General features: G+C 46.6%; 23 protein-coding genes. 9 read left to right on the top strand and 14 right to left on the bottom strand.

Annotation, left to right across the window (positions count from 1 at the left end; all coding sequences use genetic code 11):
* Positions 1 to 873 (bottom strand): hypothetical protein (locus VNK96_00545; GenBank protein HWP30207.1); only part of this gene is annotated, 873 nt, incomplete at its 3' end.
* 254 nt (positions 874 to 1,127) lie between these two features.
* Between VNK96_00545 and VNK96_00550 the strand changes: the two genes are divergently transcribed.
* The 3 genes from VNK96_00550 to VNK96_00560 all read left to right on the top strand — a co-directional run bounded on the left by VNK96_00550 (position 1,128) and on the right by VNK96_00560 (position 5,088).
* The gene (locus tag VNK96_00550) at positions 1,128 to 1,877 is read left to right on the top strand and encodes an SDR family NAD(P)-dependent oxidoreductase (GenBank protein ID HWP30208.1); all 750 of its coding nucleotides are present in this window, start codon (positions 1,128 to 1,130) and stop codon (positions 1,875 to 1,877) included.
* Entirely contained in the window at positions 1,874 to 3,322 is a 1,449-nt protein-coding gene (locus VNK96_00555) for an FAD-binding oxidoreductase (GenBank protein ID HWP30209.1), read from the top strand. Before VNK96_00550 ends, VNK96_00555 begins: the two co-directional genes overlap by 4 nt.
* Positions 3,323 to 3,444: 122 nt before the next feature.
* On the top strand, positions 3,445 to 5,088 hold the full coding sequence (locus tag VNK96_00560) for a DUF3352 domain-containing protein (protein HWP30210.1): 1,644 nt from the start codon (positions 3,445 to 3,447) through the stop codon (positions 5,086 to 5,088).
* A gap of 139 nt (positions 5,089 to 5,227) precedes the next feature.
* Here VNK96_00560 and VNK96_00565 read toward each other — a convergent pair whose 3' ends face one another.
* Positions 5,228 to 5,551: a hypothetical protein gene (locus VNK96_00565; GenBank protein HWP30211.1), complete on the bottom strand. Its 324-nt coding sequence runs from the start codon at positions 5,549 to 5,551 to the stop codon at positions 5,228 to 5,230.
* Between the two features lie 117 nt (positions 5,552 to 5,668).
* Complete coding sequence (locus VNK96_00570) at positions 5,669 to 6,574, bottom strand: complex I NDUFA9 subunit family protein (GenBank protein HWP30212.1); 906 nt, start codon at positions 6,572 to 6,574, stop codon at positions 5,669 to 5,671.
* 157 nt (positions 6,575 to 6,731) lie between these two features.
* On the opposite strand from VNK96_00570, the gene VNK96_00575 reads away from it, so the two are divergent.
* Complete coding sequence (locus tag VNK96_00575; GenBank protein HWP30213.1) at positions 6,732 to 7,955, top strand: saccharopine dehydrogenase C-terminal domain-containing protein; 1,224 nt, start codon at positions 6,732 to 6,734, stop codon at positions 7,953 to 7,955.
* A gap of 451 nt (positions 7,956 to 8,406) precedes the next feature.
* Here VNK96_00575 and VNK96_00580 read toward each other — a convergent pair whose 3' ends face one another.
* Both VNK96_00580 and nadC read right to left on the bottom strand, forming a co-directional pair.
* Positions 8,407 to 9,132, bottom strand: a complete 726-nt coding sequence (locus VNK96_00580; protein HWP30214.1) for a biotin--[acetyl-CoA-carboxylase] ligase — start codon at positions 9,130 to 9,132, stop codon at positions 8,407 to 8,409.
* A gap of 6 nt (positions 9,133 to 9,138) precedes the next feature.
* Positions 9,139 to 10,050 (bottom strand): carboxylating nicotinate-nucleotide diphosphorylase, encoded by a 912-nt coding sequence (nadC, locus tag VNK96_00585; GenBank protein ID HWP30215.1) that lies wholly within the window; start codon positions 10,048 to 10,050, stop codon positions 9,139 to 9,141.
* Between nadC and panC the strand changes: the two genes are divergently transcribed.
* Positions 10,049 to 10,912 carry a pantoate--beta-alanine ligase gene (panC, locus tag VNK96_00590; protein HWP30216.1) on the top strand — a complete coding sequence of 288 codons (864 nt, stop codon included), beginning with the start codon at positions 10,049 to 10,051 and terminating at the stop codon, positions 10,910 to 10,912. The genes nadC and panC overlap by 2 nt on opposite strands.
* Before the next feature lie 286 nt (positions 10,913 to 11,198).
* On the opposite strand, the gene VNK96_00595 is transcribed toward panC, so the two are convergent.
* Positions 11,199 to 12,461, bottom strand: coding sequence for an aminotransferase class V-fold PLP-dependent enzyme (locus VNK96_00595; GenBank protein HWP30217.1), 1,263 nt, complete (start codon positions 12,459 to 12,461; stop codon positions 11,199 to 11,201).
* Between the two features lie 480 nt (positions 12,462 to 12,941).
* Positions 12,942 to 13,238 (bottom strand): hypothetical protein, encoded by a 297-nt coding sequence (locus VNK96_00600; protein HWP30218.1) that lies wholly within the window; start codon positions 13,236 to 13,238, stop codon positions 12,942 to 12,944.
* 130 nt (positions 13,239 to 13,368) lie between these two features.
* Between VNK96_00600 and VNK96_00605 the strand changes: the two genes are divergently transcribed.
* Positions 13,369 to 13,806: a hypothetical protein gene (locus VNK96_00605; protein HWP30219.1), complete on the top strand. Its 438-nt coding sequence runs from the start codon at positions 13,369 to 13,371 to the stop codon at positions 13,804 to 13,806.
* A 42-nt stretch (positions 13,807 to 13,848) separates the two neighbouring features.
* On the opposite strand, the gene VNK96_00610 is transcribed toward VNK96_00605, so the two are convergent.
* Together VNK96_00610 and VNK96_00615 are read right to left on the bottom strand one after the other, a co-directional pair.
* Entirely contained in the window at positions 13,849 to 15,099 is a 1,251-nt protein-coding gene (locus tag VNK96_00610; GenBank protein ID HWP30220.1) for a PEP-CTERM sorting domain-containing protein, read from the bottom strand.
* An 84-nt stretch (positions 15,100 to 15,183) separates the two neighbouring features.
* A complete protein-coding gene (locus tag VNK96_00615; protein HWP30221.1) occupies positions 15,184 to 15,663 on the bottom strand; it encodes a Fur family transcriptional regulator in 480 nt (159 codons plus the stop codon).
* A gap of 198 nt (positions 15,664 to 15,861) precedes the next feature.
* On the opposite strand from VNK96_00615, the gene VNK96_00620 reads away from it, so the two are divergent.
* On the top strand, positions 15,862 to 16,059 hold the full coding sequence (locus VNK96_00620; GenBank protein ID HWP30222.1) for a hypothetical protein: 198 nt from the start codon (positions 15,862 to 15,864) through the stop codon (positions 16,057 to 16,059).
* A 45-nt stretch (positions 16,060 to 16,104) separates the two neighbouring features.
* On the opposite strand, the gene VNK96_00625 is transcribed toward VNK96_00620, so the two are convergent.
* From VNK96_00625 to VNK96_00645, 5 genes are read right to left on the bottom strand one after another with little or no spacing between them, the layout of a single operon-like run.
* Positions 16,105 to 16,335: a hypothetical protein gene (locus tag VNK96_00625; protein ID HWP30223.1), complete on the bottom strand. Its 231-nt coding sequence runs from the start codon at positions 16,333 to 16,335 to the stop codon at positions 16,105 to 16,107.
* A gap of 22 nt (positions 16,336 to 16,357) precedes the next feature.
* Positions 16,358 to 16,603 (bottom strand): thioredoxin fold domain-containing protein, encoded by a 246-nt coding sequence (locus VNK96_00630; protein ID HWP30224.1) that lies wholly within the window; start codon positions 16,601 to 16,603, stop codon positions 16,358 to 16,360.
* A 12-nt stretch (positions 16,604 to 16,615) separates the two neighbouring features.
* Positions 16,616 to 16,762, bottom strand: coding sequence for a hypothetical protein (locus VNK96_00635; protein HWP30225.1), 147 nt, complete (start codon positions 16,760 to 16,762; stop codon positions 16,616 to 16,618).
* A gap of 23 nt (positions 16,763 to 16,785) precedes the next feature.
* Entirely contained in the window at positions 16,786 to 17,961 is a 1,176-nt protein-coding gene (locus VNK96_00640) for a sigma-54 dependent transcriptional regulator (GenBank protein HWP30226.1), read from the bottom strand.
* Positions 17,958 to 19,505, bottom strand: coding sequence for an ATP-binding protein (locus VNK96_00645; GenBank protein HWP30227.1), 1,548 nt, complete (start codon positions 19,503 to 19,505; stop codon positions 17,958 to 17,960). The genes VNK96_00640 and VNK96_00645 overlap by 4 nt, the downstream gene beginning before the upstream one ends.
* Positions 19,506 to 19,608: 103 nt before the next feature.
* Here VNK96_00645 and VNK96_00650 point away from each other — a divergent pair, with 103 nt between their 5' ends.
* Positions 19,609 to 20,124, top strand: coding sequence for a hypothetical protein (locus tag VNK96_00650; GenBank protein ID HWP30228.1), 516 nt, complete (start codon positions 19,609 to 19,611; stop codon positions 20,122 to 20,124).
* Positions 20,125 to 20,205: 81 nt separating this feature from the next.
* On the top strand, positions 20,206 to 20,985 hold the full coding sequence (locus VNK96_00655; protein HWP30229.1) for a hypothetical protein: 780 nt from the start codon (positions 20,206 to 20,208) through the stop codon (positions 20,983 to 20,985).
* The last annotated feature ends 56 nt before the right edge of the window (positions 20,986 to 21,041 follow it).

The following is a 21,041-nucleotide window of genomic DNA, read 5'->3' on the forward strand; positions in this document are numbered from 1 at the left end:
GGAGGTATCTGCCATACCGACTACGACCGAGCCGTCTGCAGAAACGTCATACGCAAAACTAAAAGCACCACCAAACGTGCCTAAGTCCTTCATCCCGCCTGATGCCGTCCAACGATAAGCGTGATTGTAGACATTTCCAGCAAGATATGCCATGCCGACAATGACCGAGCCGTCTTCGGAAGCCCCAAGCGCACCACTGCTTGAGCCGCCAAGCGTGCCTAAGTCTTGCATCCCGCCAGAAGACGTCCAACGAAAAGCATGAGAAGCACCACTGGTGGTGTCTGCCCAACCGACAATGACCGTGCCATCTCCAGAAATGCCCCACGCATAGCTATTAGAACCGCCAAGAGTGCCAAGGTCCTGCATCCCGCCTGATGGTGTCCAGCGAAAACCGTGCGATGACGAATTCCCGGCGAGGGCTGACCTGCCAACGATGACTGTTCCGTCTGCAGAAATGCCAAACCCATAGCTCCAAGGGCCACCCAGCGTTCCTAAATCCTTCATCCCGCCGGACGATGTCCAACGAAATACGTGTGGAATAGCACCATCGCCGGAGGTCAGGTATGCATAGCCACTAACCACCGAGCCATCGACAGAAACACCCCACGCCGAGCTTTCAGCGCCGCCTAGGGTGCCAAGGTCCTTCATCCCGCCCGACGCTGTCCAACGAAAAGCATGGTTATATCCGCTGATGGTGTGTGCATAGCCGACTACAACCGAGCCGTCTGCGGAGACATTCGTGCCACCGCTCGTAAAACCACCTAGCGTACCGAGCCAAGTCAAGCTCTGTGCACTGCTACTCATCCACGCGCCAAACCCAATGCTCAGCGCCAAAACTGCTTTTAGCCAGAATTGCTTTACCAAATATGCCATTTTTGTGCTCCTCTTGGATTAGTATCTTCGAGTCGCCTTGAGCGACGAGTTTTTAATAAAGCAACTAAAAGTGCTTTTAGATACACAATATGTTATTGCAACGTATTTGAACCAAAATGCCTGTTCCAAACATTTTGCTCCTGAGTGCCATTTTTTCGACAAAGGCCGATAAATAGTTCACTATAACGTTTTCATGAAACTGTAACAGACCAATTGGCTTAATTCGAGGGCTTCAAGCTGGGTAAAAGATTGAAATGATGTATGAATGGAAAAAGGCAATCGTGGTCGGTGCTTCGAGCGGCATAGGGGAGGCGCTGGCGAGGAAATTAATGGCTCAAGGGTGCCGGGTAGGAATGGTGGCTCGCCGGGCGGACCGACTTCAGCAAATCGCCGACGAAATCAACGGTGCTACACTCAATCTCGCCATCCCTTACGCGGCAGACGTTCGAGATTTCGAGCACACAGAAGAGCATTTCGACAACCTCGTCCGCGAGTTGGAAGGGCTCGACTTAATCATTTATGCCGCTGGGATCATGCCGAAGATCGGACCGACCGAATACAACACTGCTATAGATAAAGAAATCATCGAAGTTAATCTAATCGGAGCGATAGCCTGGCTGAATTGTGCAGCGAAACGCTTCGAACGAGCCAAAGGAGGAACAATTGTCGGCATCGGTTCACCTTCGGGCGACCGCGGACGAAGAGGAAATCCGGCTTACAGTGCAAGCAAGGCAGGGCTCGAATGCTATTTAGAATCGCTTCGGAATCGTCTAAGCCAATTCGGTGTTAGTGTAGTAACGGTGAAGCCAGGACCTGTCGAAACCGAAATGACCCTTGCAAGAGGTCGCTTACCCGGGATGATTTCATGCGATAAGGCAGCAACTCTTATTTTGAAAGCCGCGAGGAAATTCGGAAAAACCGCTTATATTCCTTGGAAGTGGTGGCTCGCATCGAAAATCATTCAGGTTATACCCTCTCCTATTTTTCGGAGATTGAACGTGTGAAAAGCATTCCATCGAAAAACCGTTTGACGAAAGTCGAAGCGTGGGGAATGGCTTCCGCGAGTGTCAGTTACGTTTATCGTCCTAATACGATTCAGGGAATTTTGGATGCTATCGAAGAGGCGCGCATCGCGGGTCTAAAAGTAGCATTCAAAGGAACGGGAAACAGTTATGGGGACGCCTTTCAATGTTCTGAGGGGGTGGTGATAGACCTTTCGAGAATGAACCGCATTATCGATTGGTCACCCGATTCAGGGGTTGTGGAATGTGAGGCAGGTGTAACCATTCGAGACCTTTGGCGATACACTATCGAAGATGGTTGGTGGATTCCCGTAGTCAGCGGAACGAGTTTCGTAACTTTGGGGGGGGCTTTGAGTGCGAACATTCACGGAAAAAACAACTTTCATGAAGGACCAATCGGAGAACACGTCCTTAGTTTCGATTTATTGACACCGGACGGACGATTATTTCGTGTAAGTCCGGAGGAAAACAGTGAACTGTTTTATGCGGCAATCGGAGGCTTCGGGCTTTTGGGCTGCATCGTTTCGGTGCGTTTGCAAATGAAGAAAATCTATTCTGGCTTATTGAATGTCGAAGCGATTGCGGTGCGAAATTGGGACGAAGCGTTTTCTGTTTTCGAGCGAAGGCTTCCTTATGCGGATTATCTCGTAGGGTGGATAGATTGTTTCGCTTCGGGTCGTTCGTGTGGACGCGGACAGATTCATTTTGCGACTTATTTGAAACCAGGTGAAGACCCGCATCCGGAGGAGAGTCTCTCTGTTAGCGCTCAAGAACTTCGCGATACTACTTTAGGATTCATCCCTCGTTCGAAACTTTGGTTTTTAATGAAACCTTGGGTGAACCCATTAGGGATGCGCATCATCAATTCTCTCAAATATTTCGGCGCAGTACGAGAACACGGGCACAAGTTCACCCAGCCACTCGTGCATTTCAATTTCCTTTTGGATTCTGCTCCGAATTGGAAATGGTGTTATCGTCCGGGGGGGCTCATTCAATATCAGCCGTTCATTCCGACTGAGAATGCTCCGAAAACCTTCGAGAAAATCGTCACACTTTGTCAGGAGCGTGGACTCGTTCCCTATTTAGCAGTGCTAAAAAAACATCGTAGAGACTTGTTCTTGCTGAGTCATGCAGTGGACGGTTACTCCCTCGCACTGGATTTTCCGGTTACGCGTAAAAATCGAGAAAGACTTTGGTCGCTTCTGCGCGCGCTCGACGAAATCGTGCTCGATGCAGGTGGGCGCTTCTATTTCGCGAAAGACAGCACATGCTCCCCCGGGACGGTTCGTAAATTCTTAGGAGACGAGGTCCTTCATCGCTTCTTCACCCTGAAACATCAGTATGACCCCGAGGAGATACTGGAAACGGAACTCTATCGAAGGGTCTTCAAGCCAATTCTCAAAGAATCGAGAGCCGCGGCTGTGTGAGGGTCGTGGGCGAAATGCCTAAGTTCGCAACGGGAAGCTCCGGGAGCACGTAAGTGCTTTATAATATAAAAGGTTCTGATGTGCCCAGATTCGGGCAACAATATACTATGCGAGGTGAAACTATGAAAAGGTCTTGGGGAGTGTTTTCTCCTAAAACGCTCGTCCCTGTTCTCGCCATCGGAGCAGTGGCGTTCGGAACAGTCGGGCTGATGCAACTTTTGAATCGCCACGGTGAAGCGGCAATTCAGTTGCTTCCAGCGAACGCCGTTATGGCTATGAGTTTCGACAATACGCCGTCTCCTCAGCAGGTGCCTCTTTTCAATGAAATCAAAGCGGCTATGGATGACAGCGGACTCAATGCGAAAATTGACGAGTTTCTTTTGCGTGCTGACCCGAAAGGCACGTTGCAAAAAATTCGTCGTGAACTCCGTGGTAGTTTCGCTGTTGGCATTTTCGGCGGAATTTTCGAGAATGTGAAAAACGAGCCCGATATACTCATTATCGCGGCGCTTTACAACCGTAATTCCGCAGAATCGCTCATGGCGGATTTTGCTACAAAGCAAAAAGAGGGGGACTTGGAATACTACTTGGTTAGCGACAAGAACACGTATGTCGCTTTCCATAACAATTATGTTTTGGTATCGAATCGTGTGAGTGGGCTCAAACGCGCATTCGAAGTCGCTAAGGGCGAAGCCAAAAGTCTGTATGAAGAACCCGAATTCAAAAATGCGCGTAGTTTGTTGCCTTCCGATGCGACTTTCATGACTTTCATAAGCGGAAAAGCCCTTGCGAAAAACGACCCACAAACTTTGAAGGAAATTAAGCCTTTCGGATTTAGCGAAAATACATGGTTCGCGTACAGCATCACGCTCCGCAAGGAAGGAATCTTGATAGACACCACACAACCGGCCGACCCTTCGAATCCGGTGTTCGCAAAGTGGGTTTCGAAAATGCCGACGCTTCATTATTCCGTTCTCGAAGAGATGCCTGCCGGTGCTCTCGGGGCTGCAGCGCTTTCGAATCCATCCAGTTGGTGGGATATTTTCCGAGATGCGCTTAAACTTTCTGGAGAGGCTGAAGACAGGGAAATCTTAGAGGGAATACATGAGTTAGAAGAAATATTCGGACTTTCGTTCGAAAAGGATTTCCTCCCTGCATTCCGTGGAGAAGTGAACGCAGCGCTTTATCCTCCCAAAGAGAAAAACAGCGATCCGTATTTTGTAATCTCCATTGACAACAGCAACAATGGAAAAGCGACGGAAATCGCATTGCAATTGATAGAAAAAGCGAACGCAGGAAAGTTCGACTCAGAAAAAAAGATCCGATTCGATGAAACGAAGATGGGCGAGTATCGAGTTTTCCGTATTCGAGAAAACAGTCCGGAAGCGAAGGAAATTGCAATCGCCATCAACCAAGACAAAGTGCTGTTCGTTTATGGGAAGGAATTGCTCGATAAGATTGTTGCAGGAGTCGGGAGTGAATCTCTGCTGCATTCCGACGCGTTCATGAAATTGCGTGAGGATTCAGAATCGCGTGCATCTTTGAGCGTAGATATGTATCAGTTGGTAGAACTCCTCGAGCAATCAGCACCGATTCCTCCGGACGTGAATTTGAAACAGTTGCTCTCTCAACGCGAACTTACAGCGAATTGGGTACTCACCGAAAAAGCGTCCACCTTTCGCTTGGTGATTCCTTTGGATTTGCCTGAGGTGATTCGCACGGTTGGGAAGCAGGTTCAGAAAGCCGAAGCACAAATGAAGACTTAACTCGAGCCTGGCGTCGGAAATGGTAACAATTGCCACACCTGCATCTGCAGGTGTGGCTTTTTCTTACAAATAGAGAATCCCCCCCTTACTTGCAGCGAATAAGTTACTCATCCATTTTTAATCGCTCCTTACGGCGCTCCTACTCTTGAGTTTTCTCTGTTTTCCGTGCTTTCGTAGTTTTTTTAGCGGCCTTCGGTTTTTCTTCTGGACTCGATTCTTGTGCGGTTGATTTTCTGCGAGTTCTCTTAGGAGTCGCTGCAGCTGCTACCTCAGGAGTCGTTTCCGTCTTTCCCGCTTTTACGGGAGCAGTTTCGGTCGTCGCAGCCGCTGCGACTGCTGGTTCGGGTTCCCGTCTTCGTCCCTTCGCCGCTTTCGCTGCAGCGAGTTTCTCTTTTAGAATTTGTTTCAGTCGTTTTTCCTTGCGATGCCTTCTACGTCTTAGTTCTCTTTCTCTCATGCGCATACCGAGTTGTTCCTCCGTCGATAATTTTGCTATTCTACTACTTTTATTATACGACTATACGGAGGATCCATCTTTTATGATTCGATTTGTGACTCAGCAGGTCTCTTTCTCGTAACTTTACGACCTGCCTCCTTGTTTTGGAGCGTACTGTCTCAAGCCGTCTCTCAATGGTGTGAATTTAATTCCGAACGTTTTTTCTGCCTCCACAAGCGCCTCATCCGAGCAGATATTCGGCTCTTCGAGCATAAGAAGTTGGTCGGTCGTTACCGGTATGCGCAAACCGAATTTCTGGAGAGAATCGAAAAACACTCTCGCCATAATTTTTAGCAAGAAAATCGGTATGGGAGGGTGGAACCCCTTTCGACCGAAAACCTCCTCTGCTATCGCAATCACCTGCCGCATTTCATACCGCTCTGGACCGCCTAATTCGAAAGTTTTTCCGTTAGTAAGTTCATTCGTAAAGCACGATCCAACGATACGCGCAACATCTTCCACATAAACTGGCTGTAATAGATTCTTTCCGCCACTCGGAAAAGGAATCCATTTTCCCGCGAAAGCGTTGATGAAATCGTCCTCGGGTCCGAAGATGATGCTCGGTCTCAAAATCGTGAATGGAATTCCTGAATTTCGAACTGCCTCCTCTGCTTGCCATTTCGTTCGGTGATAGCGGCTTCTCGCATTCGGGCGAGTTCCGAGCGCACTGATAAATACGAACTTTTCAGTCCCAGCTTTTTGCGCTTCCTTTACGAGATTCGCTGTACCTTCTGCCACTAAGTTTTCGAAGGTAACGCCTTTTCCCTCGCGAATAATCCCCACGCAATGCGCGACTCCTTTCGTGTTTTTTAGTGCTTCGGATAGTGTTTCTGGCTTGCGAATATCTCCTTTCACGATTTCGACCTTAGGGTTTTCCCAACGAGGTGCGCGGGAATGTACGAGCCCTCTAACCTCGAACCCCTCTGCAAGCAGGTGTTCGACGACATGGGAACCTACGAAACCAGACGCGCCGGCTACTAAAATCTTCATAGTTTTCCCAACATACCTATGAGGTGAGCAGGTACAATTTATCAGGTTCGCCGAATACTTGGAGGGCGCACCGTTTTTTTCGTACGTTTCTTGAAGAAGCGGCGTTTTCGTTTCTCACCGTAATTAAAGAAAAGAGCAAAATATAAAGAAGCAAACTATGGGCAAGACATACGCAATTTTAGGTTCAGGAATGCAAGGCACATGCGCTGCATATGATTTAGCGCTTTATGGAGATGCAGACAGAATCCTGATGGGAGACATTTTTTATGAACAAGCCGAAAAGGCATCGAAACGCGTCAATCTTTTGGTTTCGAAAGGGGTTTGCGAACCTCATCGCGTGAATGCACTCGATGAAGATTCTTTAACCAAGTTTTTAGAGCCCGTTGATGTAGTGCTTTCGTGTGTACCGTATTGGATGCATCCTCACATCGCCCCCGTCGCGATAAAGACTTTGACGAGCATGGTAGACATGGGGGGGGATACAGAAGTTACATTAGAAACGATGAAACTCGACGAGGCGGCGAAAGCGGCAAAAGTGTCCATCGTTCCCGATTGCGGATTAGCACCTGGATTGGTAAACAGTTTAGCGACCTATTTGATGGCGAAATTCGACGAGGTTTACGACGTAAAACTTTATTGCGGAGGTTTGCCGCAACATCCGAAACCTCCGTTCTATTACAAACTCAGTTTCAACATAGAAGGTTTGGTAGCGGAATATACGGACGAGGCTTTCGCTATTCGCGATTACAAACTGGTTCGATTAAAAACTTTAGAAGACTTAGAGACGGTTCAATGGGAGGGCTTAGGACAATTAGAAGCATTCGTCACGAGTGGTGGAACGAGCACGGCTCCGTGGACTTTCGAAGGGAAGGTGCGAACTTACGAATATAAGACCCTTCGCTTCCCCGGACACTGTGAAAAGATGAGGATTTTTTTGGATTGCGGCTTTTGGAGCAAAGAACCTATACAAGTGAAAGGCGTGACTGTAATTCCCGTAGATGTTTTCTGCGCGATAATGGGACCGAAATTGCAAGACCCTGAAGACAAAGACCAAGTTCTCGTTCGCGCAATCGTCACGGGATTAAAGAACGGGAAAGAAGAACGTCACGAAATCGAAATTCACGACTTTCACGACGACGAAACGGACTTTTCTGCAATGGAGCGTATGACCGGATTCCCCACTTCGATTGTCGCCATCGAAATCGCGAAGGGAAACATTCCGCATGGATGCATAAGATACGAACTCGCAATGCCAGGAGAGGTCATGGTTCGAAATCTCCTCGCTCGCTCCATCAAATTCAAAGAAGACGGAATTATTTTAGAAACCATTCCAGCCAAAGGACCGACATTCGAAGAAGAAGCACGTATCCATAAGTCGTAAGACTACAAAGTCCTCGAATTACGCAAAAAGATTTCACTGTGCCTCAACAGTTCCTGCTGTCGAGACTTCATGATATGAGAATTGAAAGACTCTCCTTCGAGCGAAGCGAAGAACTACCATGCTCGATGATAGAAATGTTTTTATTAACCCCCTCCGTAAGGTTCCCCCTGCTTGCGTAAGGGGAACCGGTTTTTTTTGGGTGAATTTCATCTGCCTAACGCAACTTAAAAGGGGGGGCTAAATTCTTTGTGATTTTTTAATTATGCCTCAACAGCTCCTGCTGTTGAGGCTTTGAAATAATTCCCCCATGCTTCAAGGATAAAATTTTTTCTTGTTCCCAACCTGTTTGGGAACGCATAGATCCCCCCATAAACTTCCCCCTGCTTTTTACGCTCTACTGCTCCTGACTGTCGAGGCTTTCCTTCATCTACCTGTAGGGAAAAGATTATTTTTATCCATACCATGCTTGAGCAGAAGGAACGGTGATTCGCTGGTTATCGACGTGCGCGATTAAATATCCTTCTTCCGAAACGCATTCTGCATCGGCAACTCTACCATTGGGCAACTTATATTTTTTCCCAGGTGTGCAATCGTATTTTTCCCAAAGAGGTCGCAAATCTTGGAAGGAGTGAGGTTCAGGAATTTCTTCGAGTGCACCAAGCAACGAAAAAGAATATTCTCGCGCTAATTGTTTCGAATCTTCCCCCACTTTTCTACCTTCCAAGACCAAAGATGTAGCGAAAGTTCGAATTTCTTCCGGAAACTCTCGAACGGTTAAATTCGCTCCTACTCCGATTACGGGAACGAGTTTTCCAGAAGGTTCTGTAACGAGTTCGCTGATGACCCCCCCTAATTTCTTTCCGTTCAAGATTAAATCGTTGGGCCAGGCTATTTGACAATCCAATGTTTTCGCTGCTGCAATGCTCACCGCCATTCCGAGCAGTTCTGGATGTTTCCAATCTGCGTAATCGTAAAGAGCGAACGACAAAGCAAGAGAAGAATCTTTAGGGCTGTACCAATTTCTGCCGAAACGCCCTCGACCAGCAGTTTGCTCGAAAGCAAGAATCGCACAAACAAGCGTATCTCCAACGCGAACACGTTTTATCAATTCCGTTTGTGTGGAGTCTATGCTTTCGACCTCCAAAATTCCTCGCGAATTTTTCAAAACAGGTTTCATAAATCGTTATCGCACCTCCAGGTGGAAAGGGAGTGCAGGGGCGGAATGAGTGAGCATCCCCACCGAAATAAAATCAACGCCCGTCTCGGCGATTTCCCGAACGTTTTCGAGGGTTACCCCCCCGCTTACTTCGATAAGCGCTCTTCCTTTGCAAAGGCTCACGGCATCTTTGATATCGCCGATGCTCATGTTGTCGAGCAGAACGATGTCTGCATTAGCCCATAGGGCTCGGTCTACTTGAGCGATTGTCGTACATTCCACTTCTATTTTCATGTTTTGAGGACCTCGTTCACGAACTCTTCGAATCGCCTCGGCAATCCCCCCCGCCGCGGCAATATGATTGTCTTTAATGAGAATTCCATCCGACAAAGTCATCCGATGGTTGTGTCCCCCCCCCACTCGAACGGCGTATTTTTCGAGAGAACGCAACCCGGGATGGGTTTTACGAGTGTCCATGATTTTCACTTTCGTTCCTCTAACGGCATCGACGAATTTTCTCGTGAGCGTGGCAATCCCTGAAAGATGCATGAGGAAATTCAATGCGGTGCGCTCGTTTTGCAGAAGTTCTCTCGAATTCAAGCGACCTACAAACACGATAGTGCCATGCTCTATGGGATCCCCATCCACTTTTCGATATTCGCAATATTCGTCGCTATTCGCCAACGGAGAGAGCAGGTCGAAAACGAACCCCAGCCCGCAAACTACCCCTTCGGCTTGAGCTTCGATAATGTAATTAGAAACCGAATCTTCAGGAACGGCTTCTCGTGTAGCATCTCCTAATGCGACGTCCTCCCAAAGCGCCGCGTCGCATATTTCCGCCCAGTGTAAAGGGGGATCGCCGTAAAAAGGTTCCACAGGTAGAAAATAAGCATATCCTATAAACGCATTCGGAATGAATTCCCAGCATAATTCACGCATGCAACTCGTGCGAACAGCCAGCGAACTTTCGGAGGCGATTCTTATGAGAAAGGGTCCGGTTTTTTTCGTGCCTACGATGGGATATCTTCATGAGGGACACCTAAGCCTCCTGCGAATGGCTGCTCGGGACTGCGAGGAGTACGAACCTCGAGGCACAGTCGTTATGTCGCTTTTCGTAAACCCTACGCAATTCAACGACCCCAAAGACTTAGCGACTTATCCCCGGGATGAAGAGCGCGACGTCCGGCTCGCTGAGAGTGCGGGATGCGATGTAGTTTTCGCGCCATCCGTGGAGGAAATTTATCCCGAAGGGCTTCACGGGACTACGGTGCATGTTCCAGAAGTGACGGAACGCTGGGAAGGAGAGTTTCGTCCTGGACATTTCGTCGGAGTGGCAACGGTGGTTGCAAAGTTGTTCAATTTGGTGATTCCCGATTTTGCGTATTTCGGAGAAAAGGATTGGCAACAATGTCGCGTGATTGCGAAGATGGTTCACGATTTGCGCATGCCTGTCAATTTGAAATTCGGGAAAACGGTGCGCGAATCGGATGGGTTAGCGATGTCTTCGAGAAACGCTTTGTTGCCTCCCGAGGCTCGTTCCCGAGCGCCGGTTCTTTATACTACGCTTTGCGCCTGTGCGGAAGATTATTCGAGGGGAATGCCTCCCCGCGAAGCGGAACAGCGAGCGAGGGAACGATTGTTACAGTCGAAGTTTTCCAAAGTGGATTATATTGCGATTGTGGACGAAGAGAGTTTAGAGCCTGTAGAGAGTTCGAATCATCCAAAGGCTCGAGTGCTCGGCGCAGCGCATATCGGGGGGGTTCGATTGATAGATAATGTTTCTGTTGACGAGAAGGACTAAAGCAGCATGTGCAGGCACTCCGGGCATCGATTCCTCTTTCGCTCCCAAACGGGTTTTACCCTTGCACTTTTATGCATTTTTCGAGTTAGAATAATTCTATGGACGTATTGGTAACTATCTCGCAGATCATCCCAGAAAGTCCCTATCAATTCGGTCGAATGTTCGGGACAATTTTGCTCGTTCTATTGGTGATCCTCATTGTATGGAAAATCTTCAATAAACAGCAGCGCTGATAAATTTATTTTTCTATATCGTTACCTACGTGAAAGTCAAGTTCACGTAAAAACTACCCAATCCCTTTCCTCGCCGCCTCTAACATCGCCTCTGCAAAAAAGTCAATCTCCGAAACCGTCGTATACACGTTCGGCGAGATGCGGATTCCTTTATAGTCGTCGCTCGTAATCGTGGTTACGAAAATTCGTTTCTTATCCCACAACCAGTTCGCGAGTTTTTCCGGTTCGATTTCCTCTATCTCCACTGTAATCAGCCCGCAAGAATCTCTGCGACCGAGGTTCGTGTGAAAACGAACATTTTTCTCTTCTCGCAATTTGCGAGTCCAGCGTTCTTGCAAATAACGGAGTCGCGCATATTTTCGCTCGATTCCAATCATTTCATGGAATGTCAATGCCTCTGCAATCGCGTTATGATTCGCCGCAGGATGAGTGCCGATTTCTTCGAACTTGCGAATATCTTTCTTCTGTTCTGCCGTTGCAGCCATCAAGGGCCACAAGTTTTCGATTTTTTCTTTGCGTACGTATAGAAAACCCGTCCCCACCGGAGCGAGCAGCCATTTATGCAAAGAACTTCCATAGTAATCGCAACCTAAATCGTCACGATGAAAAGGAATATGCGCGAAGGCGTGCGCTCCGTCTACGATTACCGGAATTCCGCGCTCTTTCCCGAGACGCACAATCTCACGAACCGGATAAATCTGTCCATTCAAAAAAATCACATGGCAAACCAAAATCAATTTCGTTTTCGGAGTGATCGCTTGCGCAATCGCATTCACTAACTCTTTATGAGAGCGAGGAAGATGAGGCACTTTCGCCTGCACTAATTTGATTCCTTCGCGCATTTCGCGTTGCTTAATCGTGTTTATCATGCGCGGATAATCTTGCGTGGTCGTGAGAATCTCGTCACCGGGTTGCAAATCGAAACCGAACAGGCAAATTTCCAACGCTTCACTCGCGTTTCTTGTAATGGCAATTTCTTCGGAATCGCATCCGAAGGATTTCGCCAATCGCGTACGCACCGATTCGATCTGCGGTTCTAAATGTCTCCACATGAAATAACTCGGTGCTTGGTTGCCGTACTCTAACGCTCGGCGCAACGCATCCTGAACGACTCGGGGTGAGGGGCAAACACCTCCGTTGTTGAGATTAATCATCGTGCGGTCGAGCGCGAATGCCTGCTGGATTTGCACCCAAAACTCTTCATCCTCAGGCAAACCTTCGAAACGAGAGACCAGCCGCTCTACCATATCCAGTGTTTCGTTTCGAAAAGCGACCATCCCCATCGCGCTCATCAAGAATGCTCTACGGGTCATCATGCCTTTTCTTTCGATTTTATGAGAATAGTTTCCTTTGAAAATTATTAAGGTTAGCCGAGCGATTTCTCAATTTATTTACTCTTTTTATGCCTCAACAGCTCCTGCTGTTGAGGCTTTCTTTTGATCCCTCCGTAAGGTTCCCCCTGCTTACGCAAGGGGAACAGGTTTTTTATTGAAAGGCTCGCATCGAATTCTTGGGTTTTAATTGAAAGATTGCATAGAATTTAGCGAGGAAATGGGTAAGAAGTTGAAAATCGCACCTTACGGAGCTCCCACGAGTCGAAAAAATCAACAATCCGGGTTCCCCTTGGAGCGAAGCGAAGAGGGGGAACCTCTAAGGAGGGGGTGAAATAAATCTCTTTGCCTCAAAAAATGCTTTATTTTTCATATACAACGAAAAAATTTAGTCCTTCTATTTGACCCCCTCCGTAAGGTTCCCCCTGATTGCGTAAGGGGAACCGGGGGGATTTATATATACTTCTACTTCGATGCGTCGAATTCGATTTCGACAACCTCTACATCCGGCGCATACTTTCGAGCGAGCATGCCTATCAAGGCACTCAGAAATTGCCATTCGGCGCCTTCTTTCCTCGGAGTTCGAATTTCGCCGGTAATGACACCGCTTTTATAGGACCAATTCATATATCCTGGATATCTTTTGTGCACGACCCTCTTTCCCCCCCTTTCGAGAGCGAAGGTACGTAACTCGCCGGTTTTCATCGCTTTGCTCATTACACGGAACAAATTCGACCCAGGTCGCTCGACGATTCGAAGCATAATCATTTTTTCCCCCTATTGCTGGACGAGCGTTATATTTTAGCATTCTTCTCAGTTTTCGCGCCTCACATTCTCCCATCATGAAGGTTTCATCGAGATTCTGTCGATCTCCAAAAAGGCGACTACGATAATGAGGCTTAAAAAACCAAAAAATCGGGAACTTTTCTTGAAGTGGGGTTTGTTGGTTATTCACATGGAAAAAACTTATAAATGGAAAGAAGGGATAGTTATCGTGTTGTTTAATGACCAAGACCGTCCCTTGTCCGAGAAGACTCTAATTTCGAGAAAAAACGCAGAGGTAATTCATAATCTTCTTTCTCAGATGGATCCACCTTATTCCTTTGTAAATACTATAGCGCAAATTGTAACAATGAAAGAAGCAATAGAAAACGCTCTAAACGAAGGTAAGTCCGAATTCCATATTTACATTCCCACAAAACTGGGACAAATTATAATAAGAGTTGGAGAAAGAGAAATAGCGAAGACTCAAGATGAAGCAGAAAGAGTGGAGATTGAAAATACATTATATCTTATAAAAAAGGTCGTGGAAACCAGAACAGACGAGTAGAATTGTAGAACCCTGAAAGCAAAGTCAACCCGGTCATTTTTATCACTCATGCCTTCTACGCGCTTTTCTCTGTCGCAATGCCAGATACGTAATTCCCCCCCCTATTATTACGACTGTAGCAGGCTCGGGGACTGACTCCGAGACAGCCATCGTAATAAGCGCTCGCGCTTTCTTTCCCTTCAGATAATATAATTCGTGCTTACCAGACTTTTCCTTTTCGATCATTCCTTCATGGATTAAATTGCCAGATTTACTGTCCTCCTGATTAGGGTCACCCATATACTGAACAACGGTTTTACCGTCTTGCATGTAAAGTCCCGTAACCGTAACCATATGGCCACGGTCGTCGTAAAACATTCCGAGCTCTATATCCTCACCGTTTTCGAATTCCCTTGCAAGCCATTTCGTAACGTCCCCCCCTTCTTCCGGTTGAATGTCCAATGTTCCTTTCTTTATTTCTGCAACGGCGTTTCCTGGGTAATCCCAAATTTTAGTCGTCATACCTTTATGAAAGCGCTTCGAATATGCCGCCTTATTAACGATTCGCTGTGCATTGTTCTTTTCATTTTCTGACTCATGATAATACCTGCCAGCTACACCTGCCTTGACTAAGTCTTTATATATCTTCTGCGCATCTTTATCTACACCGAGTTTGTACTCACGATTCAACCAATCGAGGCTTCGTGCAAACGCTCCCGCCATGCAGTGCTTCGGTCTCTCTTCGACCGTGTTCATTTTGCGTGGGGGACCAATAGGACTCGCTTCTTCTTGCGCTTTGTGGCCTGCTGGTGCGCCAGGGTTAAACACTGCATGACCTGCTCCTGTCATATCTGGATCATCGAACTTCCAAACCGTATCCACTACGTCTGCAAACTCAAAAGTCCCTGTCGGTGTATCCGACAGCGGATCTGGCGTAACGGAAACGTAAAAGAATGTGCTCTGCCAGTCAGTGCCAACTGTAAAGTCGAGTTCCTCCAAATTTATGTCGATCGAAAGCGATTGTTCACCTTCATATCCATCCTCAATTCCAAATAATGGTAAGTTCTGTGTAACCCAAGCAGGTTCATCATCCATCGAGTTTGCAAGAGAAAGGTTCAAATAATAAGTTTCTTCATCCGGAATGTAGGAAAAAGAAAAGCCACCCCATAACGAGTTACTTTGACTCCCACCTGCCCACGAGTCCCAATCCACCTGATAAAAATTAAGGTCGCTAACAATAGGCTGGCACCACGCAAAGCGCACCAACCAACCTAAAGCAAATGCGAGAAAACCTCCCCGAGAAAATATAATCATAGAATCATTCTAACACACAAAAAGCAATTTTCGAAAAAAAGTTTGAAGTAAATTTCATAATCCCCACCCCGCGATGAAATAGATTTATCGGCAATGCGAACACGTACCGGCGACTTCGATGCGAGTACTCTCTAAAAGAAAACCTTGTCGAGATGCTGATGCAGAAATCTCCGAAAAGGCGGGATTAGGAACGGGAATCTCCTCGACACATCCGCATTTCCGACAAACGAGATGCTCCGTTTGATGTTTCCCGCGCTCCGCGCTCGTACATGCTAAATATCCGTCCACCAATCCGACATGGTGCGCAAGCCCTGCCTCTACTAATGAAGCCAAAATGCGATACACACTCACCACATCTATCTTCTGTCCCTGGCTCAGAACATAGTCTCGAATCTGATATGCCCCCAGCGGTTTTCTCGTTGAGGCCAAAACTTTCAATACCAACTTACGGGGGCGAGTAATTCGCAAGCCGAGACTCTTTAGGTGGGAAAGTGCGATTTCTTCGTACCTTGCGGCCTCTTCAGCCTCTATGATATTACAAGTTTCGCGTTCTAACTTATTCATTTTTGGCTATCTCTCCATCTGATTATGCCCCAGACTGAACATTTCGCTGTTGGAGCACTCGACTTCACGCCTTTATAATCCTTTATTTTTGTGAGAAAAAATCCCGAAAAAAGGCTGAAATTCCCCTCAATTCGTGATAGACTTGAACTTGACCTGAAAACTCTGCTCCGGGCAACGGAGTGAAATCGGAGGTGTGAATTGAAGTTTTATAACGTGAAGACGAAGTCTTTCGTGGAAGTTCCCGACAGTTCTGTAAAGAAAAAGAAAATGCCTCGGAAAACGAAAGCGGGTACGACTCAGATTCGGTACGCATTCGTTGCCGAACACAACGGGACGAAGCTCTATAAATTCGTGAGTGAAGCGGATTATAAAAAGCTGAACGCCCCAGAGATCTAACGAGAAAGATTCGTTTTTTTGACAGCCGTCAGAGCAATCTGGCGGCTATTCTTCTTCTTTTTCTTGCGCCTTTCCGGGGTCGGGGCTTCGTTGAGGGGGCATCGGAGTTGGGCGAACCGGTTGCGGTTCTTTAGTGTTTTGCTTGATGAGTGTCCCTTTTGCACCTTCAAAAGGAGAGCTAGGATTCGCAAAAACCCAAACGAGGAAAATGATCAAAATAATCAAAACGAGAAAGGCAATTTTCTGCCAAGGTTCTGCTTCTCTCCACGCTTTCATATCTCGAGATTACCTTGTGCTATTACAAACCTGCGTTTTTCTTTGCTGTCTCCAGTTCGCCAAGAAAACCATCGGGAGGAACGAAACCAACAAAGCGATGAACTTCTTTTCCATCCCCTGTCAGAAAAACCACAGTGGGAACCATATCTACTTTGAATTCACGCGCAAGCGAACCCCCTTGTAGACTTCCCACATTCGCTCGATATAGCACTAACTGTGCTAACTGCTCTTCCACTCGACTATCTTTGAAAGTCTCGTTTTGGAGCATTTTGCAAGCTCCTCACGTGTCGCTATAAAAATCCACGAGGAGCAAAGTGTTTTTCGATTTCGCTTCCTTTAAACCTTCATTATAAGCGGTAACTTGTACCGATGGCGAGCAGGCGATAAAAGCAAGAACAAGAGTAATAAGGAAAAAATGCAGTTTCATGGACTAAGCCTTATGATACCGAATTATGCCACTTGACGTATTCCCATAGGCAGGAATTCGGGCGTGAGTCGCTCTATATTTTTGGGAGCCAAAACTACTGCTCTCTCGATTACGTTTTCTAATTCACGCACATTTCCTGGCCATGGATAGTCTAAAAAGCAGCGCAGGGCTTCCGGGTCTAACTCTCGCATCGAACTTCCGTTTTCCGGTGCGTATTTGTTCAAAAAATGTAGGGCGAGTGGAGCGATGTCATCCCTTCGTTCACGCAAAGGTGGAATCTCGATTTGGAGCACCTGCAGTCGAAAGTACAAGTCTTGCCGAAACGTGCGTTCTTCCACTGCTTCCTGCAAATCGCGGTTGGTAGCAGAAATCAAACGGACATCCACCCGAATGGGATTGCGCCCCCCCAACCTCTCGAATTCGCGTTCCTGCAAAACACGTAGCAATTTAACTTGAATTAACGGAGGGACTTCGCCGATTTCATCCAAAAATAAAGTTCCGCCGTCTGCCATTTCGAAACGTCCGGGTCGAGCATGGTCAGCACCTGTAAAAGCACCCTTTTCATGTCCGAACAATTCGCTTTCTAATAGCGTTTCCGGGATGGCAGCGCAACTTACTGCGACAAAGGGTGCATTCGCCCGCGCACTGCAACGATGAATCGCACGAGCAATCACTTCCTTGCCAGTTCCACTTTCGCCTGTAATCAAAACGGTAGCGCGTGAATCTGCCACCCTCTGCACGAAATCTAAAACGTTTTTCATCGGCTGAGAAACTGCAACGATATTTTCTAAACATGTTTTCTCTTCTCGCGGTCGCGTGGGGGTTCGTTTGTTTTGAGTGCGAAGCCAAAAAGCGATTGTTTTTTTGAGTTGCTCCAGATCGAAAGGTTTCGTAATGTAATCCGCCGCGCCAGCGCGCATCGCTTCGACTGCCTGAGGAATCGTGCCGTATGCCGTCATGACGATCACGGGAATTTCCGGATGTTTCTGCTTGACAGCATTCAGAAATTCCATTCCGTTCATACCCGGCATGAGGACATCGGTGAGGATTAAATGATAAGAACCTTCCTCGAGTTTGGACAGCGCAGCTTCGGCATTTTCTTCAGCAACCGCCGTCCATCCCGCCCTTTCGAAAGCGGCAACCAAAATTTTTCGAATGTTGTTTTCGTCGTCAACGATGAGAATTTTAGATTTGCTCATTCGCTTTTCCTCGTTGGTAATTTCAAGAGAAATCTCGTTCCTACACCAGGTTTGGAAACCACTTCCACTCGCCCCCCGTGCGCTTCGATAACTCGTCGCACATTCGCTAGTCCCAATCCCGTACCATCCGCTTTCGTTGTGAAAAACGGAATGAAAATTCGATTCATATTTTCATACGGTATGCCTATTCCTTGGTCAGAAACCGTAATCAATACCCAGTCATCGCGCACCCCTACACCGACTCGCAAACGGCCTCCGTTCGGCATCGCCTGGATTCCGTTTTGCAGTAAATTTCGAATCGCATGAGTAAAGCGAAGGCGGTCTGCAAGAACGTGCGGGCTTTTCGGCGAAGGAACGAACCTTAGAGTTATCCCTTCTGGGCATTCTTTCGAGAAATAAGAAACTATATTTTGCATGAGTTCGTTTACATCTATCGCGCGCAACTTCAAAGCGAGCGGTTTAGCGAAATCCAAGAAATCGTCGCACAAATGATTCAAATCTGCACTTTCATGCAGAATAACATCTGCCCATTGTCGAATTTCGGATAAATCCGCTGATGCCTTGATAAGTTGGGCTGCTCCTGAAATACTGGTCAAAGGATTTCGAAATTCATGCGCAATAGCTGCGCTCATCTGTCCGATTTCCACGAACCTTTGAGCTCTTTCGAATTCCCGCTCTCGTTCGATTTGTTCAGTGATATCTTGAAAAACGAAAGTAACTCTATTTTGAGAACCGGGTATGGCACTCACCCGAAAATGCTCTCCGAAAATCGTGCTGCCCGTGGTGCTTGTGCTTCGACCTGATAATGCTTCTTCATAACAATGGTTTATCGCTTCACGCGTGTCCGAAGTGAACCGCTGCAAAACATTCTCCCAAATTTCACCGATGAAACTTTCCGGGGTGCGCCTAAGCATATGCAGTGCGCGAGAATTCGCTTCGATGACGATTTGCAAAGAATCTATCACGATGATTCCTGCATGCAACGCCTCGATCAAAGTGGAAGATTTGTTCGCCACTGCGCGATATTGCTCTTTTGCCGCATGCAACGCTGCTACCAAACGCGCGTTCGAAATTGCCAACGCCAAATAGCGAGAGAGTGCAATCACCTTTTTCAAATCTTCTTTTGAAAAAGGAGAGTGATTTTCATTGCGCGACATGTTGATAACGCCTATGCATTCATTCTGCATCGTGAGAAGCGGAACGACGATCGCAGAGCCTTTAATCAGAAATTCGCTATCTTGGGAACCGTCGAATAAGAGGGGTTTGCTTTCCTCTGCGGCTTTTCCCGCAATCCCAGCACCCAAAACGAATGTGGCAGTCTCCGGCAACGCACTGTGTTCTCCTGCCTGAGCGGAAAGTACGAAAGTATCGCACCCATCAATTCGTAGAAAGAGGCTAACCGAATCTGCCTCGAACCAGCGAGAGCAAAACTCTACGACCTTTCTGAGGGAATATGGCTGATCGTTCGTGCTATCGAACGGTTCGAGTTGAAATAGTTCCCAGATTTCTTCCTTGAAAAGCAGACTTTTTTGCACCCTATTCATTTTCGGCTATCTCGGCGCTGAAACTGCCTCTTTCACACAAAGCAAATCGTCTATTGGGTAAGGTTGCAAGTCGAAACTTGCTTGTCAAAAAGAGGGACAAAACTTGAAGCACATTCTTAAATTCACTGCCAAACTCACCTTGCTATTCTCTTTATGGGCATTCGCTCAAGCCGCAAACGCTCAGGAGTTCCGAGAACTCGGGCTGCTTTTTCGATTCGGGATTTTCACTCCGTCCTCTAGCGAAGCAAGCGCAGTGAGCGACAATTGGGTGGTTGCAGGGGCGGAATTTCGCGTAATGAACCTTCCCGGTCCTAGCAATCCGCGCAAACCTTATTTAGGAGTTTCTGTTGATGTATATAACAAGGAGAGTTTTGGGAGCGTGCCGATTCTCGCCAACTACACCGCCTTTTCGGGGGATTTCCACTTGACAGCAGGCGCTGGAATCTCTTTCGTCCGACGTCCAGGATTCGAATCCGCAGCTCGAGCGGCATACCAAGTCGGGGCGGGATATACGTTTCCAGGTGGCACTCCGGTTCTGTTCGAAATCCGATGGTTCGGTGTTGAAGGGGTTTCGAGCGACTTGGATGGATTCGCTTTTACGTTAGGTGTTCGAATTTGAATTTTATGATTTTATGACATTTTGAGTTGGGGGAAAATAAAGTAGACAAACGAACTGATTCTTAGCTTAGAAAGTTTGAAGATGAATAACCAACTAAAAGTTATTGCTAGCTTTGGGGAAAAATATCAAAAAGAGTATTTGTATAATAAAATAGGAAAACAAGATTTACAGAAATTACTGAAAGAAAATTGGTATGAAGCATTGATTTTCTTTTTTAATAAGTCATTTAAACGCGGCAGAAAAAATGAAATTTCACTTAGGTTTTTGCATAAAACAATAAAAGTATTAGATGAATATTTCAAAAATAGCGCGCGTATGCCTATTCTAAAAGAAAATTGGAAATTTACTTTACAAAACAAATTACAAAAAGGCGAGGTCACTAATCGATATGACAGAGGAATGGTCTTATCTACACTTGAATTAATTCAAAATCTTGATGATAATAATATAATAAATTATTCGTTGCAACTAATTGAAAATAATCAAATAGAGATAATTTATAACCAATTAGATAGCCTAATTGCGGTAGGTGATAAAATAGCCTCCTACTTTTTACGAGACGTTGCTTGTATATTTGATTCAAATATACATAATGATAAACAAGTTTTGTTACAGCCTATTGATACGCGGGTTAGCTATATTTTGGAAGAATTACACATCGCACAGAAAAATGAAATAAATAAAGCAAAAAAAGGCAATAAAAATTCGTTAAAACATGTAAGAGAAGCAATAATCAAAAGATGTAACGAGTCTAGAGTGTCGCCCATTGAATTCAATCAAGGAGCATGGTATCTTGGTTTCCACAACCTATTCCATCACTTGGAACGAAGTAATGCTGGAATTTCGGTAAGCGCCGAATAATACTGGTAGTGTTGACATAAGCATTGCTGTGGCTTCCCACAGTGAGCTGATAACCC

The organism is Fimbriimonadales bacterium, assembly GCA_035559795.1.
Classification (GTDB): domain Bacteria; phylum Armatimonadota; class Fimbriimonadia; order Fimbriimonadales; family ATM1; genus DATMAR01.